The following is a 2,435-nucleotide window of genomic DNA, read 5'->3' as shown; positions in this document are numbered from 1 at the left end:
CTCGCGGAAATCGGGCGTGCTTTAATGGTTGCTACAAGACCTGTCAGGTCTCGCGAACAGCGGGGACGACTTCCCCCGCCCCATGACCATTCGACCGCGCCTCCCTATATTGCCCTGATCTCCGAATCAGGCAGCTCATGCGCGTCTTCAGCGTTCCCCTCTCAGTTCCATTCCTGCGCACGATCGTCGCGAGCCTGCTCGACGGACGGCTGGTCGAGGGATTCGAGGCGCGCAAGGAACCGGCGCGGCTGGCGGATGCCACGCTGTATCTGCCGACAAGGCGCGCGATGCGCGTGGTCCGCGAGATCTTCCTCGACGAGATGAAAGCGGACGCCGTGGTGCTGCCGCGCATCGTCGCGCTCGGCGACATCGACGAGGATGAACTCGCCTTCGCCGACGAAGGCGAGCAGTTCTCCGGCCCAACGCCCCTCGACATACCCCCGCGGCTCGGCGAGCTCGAACGACGGCTGACGCTGGCGCAACTGGTCGCGGCCTGGGCCAAGGGCCCGGTGCTGTCGCCGCTGGTGGTCGGCGGGCCTGCTTCGACGCTGGCGCTCGCCGGCGACCTCGCACGCCTGATCGACGACATGGTGACGCGCGGCGTCGACTGGAGCGCGCTCGACGGCCTCGTACCTGACAACCTCGACCGCTACTGGCAGCACTCGCTCGAATTTTTGCGGATCGCGCGCATCGCCTGGCCCGGGCATCTCGCCGAGATCAACCGGATTGAACCCGCAGCCCGGCGCGATCTCCTGATCGCGGCGGAAGCCAAACGGCTGACCGCGCATCCGAACGGACCGGTGATCGCAGCGGGTTCGACCGGCTCGATGCCGGCCACCGCCAAATTCCTGCACGCGGTCGCCTCGCTGCCGCATGGTGCAGTGGTGCTGCCGGGCCTCGATACAGATCTCGACGACGACGCCTGGCGCAGCATCGGCGGCGTGCGCGACTCGCTCGGCAAGTTCGCGGAGCATCCGGCGTCGAACCATCCGCAATATGCCATGCACGCACTGCTGGATCGTTTTGGCATCAAGCGCAGTGACGTCGAGATTCTCCAGCCGCCGGCAGAAGGCGGCCGCGATCTGCTCGCCTCGGAATCGATGCGACCGTCGGCCAAGACGGAAGTCTGGCACGACCGGCTGAAGCAGCCGGATGTCGCGGCGAAGATCTCCGGCGGCATGAAAAACCTCGCGGTCGTCGAAGCACCCAACCCTGAAATGGAAGCGCTCGCCATTGCCATCGCCATGCGCGAAGCACGGCATCTCGACAAATCGGCAGCGCTGGTGACGCCGGACCGCGCGCTGGCGCGGCGGGTGATGGCTGCGCTGACCCGATGGGATCTCCCCTTCGACGATTCCGGCGGTGACGTGCTGATGGAAACATCCGCCGGCGTTTTCGCGCGGCTTGTGGCAGAGGCGGCCACCAAGGGGCTGGAGCCGCCAACGCTGCTGGCGATGCTGAAGCATCCGCTGTGCCGGCTTGGACGGCTGCCTGGCGCATGGAAGGCAGCGATCGAAGATCTCGAACTTGCAGTCCTGCGCGGCACGCGCCCGCCTGCCGGCACCGGCGGCCTGCTGCGAGAATTCAACCGTTTTCGGGACGAGCTGACAAAGCTGTGGCGCAGCGAGACCTCCGCGCTTCACAAGGCCGAGCCCCGCGCGCGCCTCAAGGCCGAGGACATCGAGCGCATCCAGACGCTGATCGACGCCTTGCAGAAGGCGCTGGCACCGATCGAGAGTCTGGCGCCACTAAAACTATATGACTTCGCCGAGCTCGCGCACCGGCATCGCGAGATCATGATCGAGCTTTCGCGTGACGAGCAAGGCATTCCGCTCGCTTTCGAGGAGCGAGAAGGCCTCGCGCTCGCCGGCGCCTTCGACGATCTGCTGCGCGGCGGCACGACCAGCGGATTGATGGTGACGCTGCCTGATTACGCCGACGTCTTCCAGACCGCGTTCAGCGACCGCGCGGTGCGGCGGCGCGACAAGCCGGGCGCGCGGCTGCAGATCTACGGCCCGCTGGAATCGCGCCTGATGCAGGCCGACCGCATCATCGTCGGCGGGCTGATCGAAGGCGTTTGGCCACCGGCGCCGCGCATCGACCCCTGGCTGAGCCGGCCGATGCGGCACGAGCTCGGTCTCGATCTGCCGGAGCGCCGCATCGGCCTCTCCGCCCACGATTTTGCCCAGCTGCTCGGTGGCGACGAGGTGATCCTCACCCATTCCGCCAAGGCCGGCGGCGCGCCGGCGGTGGCTTCGCGCTTCCTGCATCGGTTGGAGGCGGTTGCGGGCGACGATCATTGGAAGGCGGCCGTTCGCGCCGGCGAGAAATACGTGCAGTTCGCGGGCGCGCTCGACCAGCCGGACGAGGTCAGGCCAATCAAGCAGCCCGAGCCGCGGCCGCCGCGCGCGACGCGGCCGCTCAGGATGTCGGTG

Annotated in this window: 1 protein-coding gene; it reads left to right on the top strand. The window is 67.6% G+C overall.

Features of this window, described 5'->3' with window-relative positions; genetic code table 11:
• Positions 1 to 137 precede the first annotated feature (137 nt).
• Positions 138 to 2,435: double-strand break repair protein AddB (gene addB, locus IC66_RS0137295; RefSeq protein ID WP_038951001.1), on the top strand; the 2,298-nt coding region annotated here is incomplete at its 3' end.

It is taken from the genome of Bradyrhizobium genomosp. III (assembly GCF_000261705.1).
Taxonomy (GTDB): Bacteria; Pseudomonadota; Alphaproteobacteria; order Rhizobiales; family Xanthobacteraceae; genus Bradyrhizobium; species Bradyrhizobium ottawaense.
This window is presented reverse-complemented; position numbering and strand designations above follow the sequence as displayed.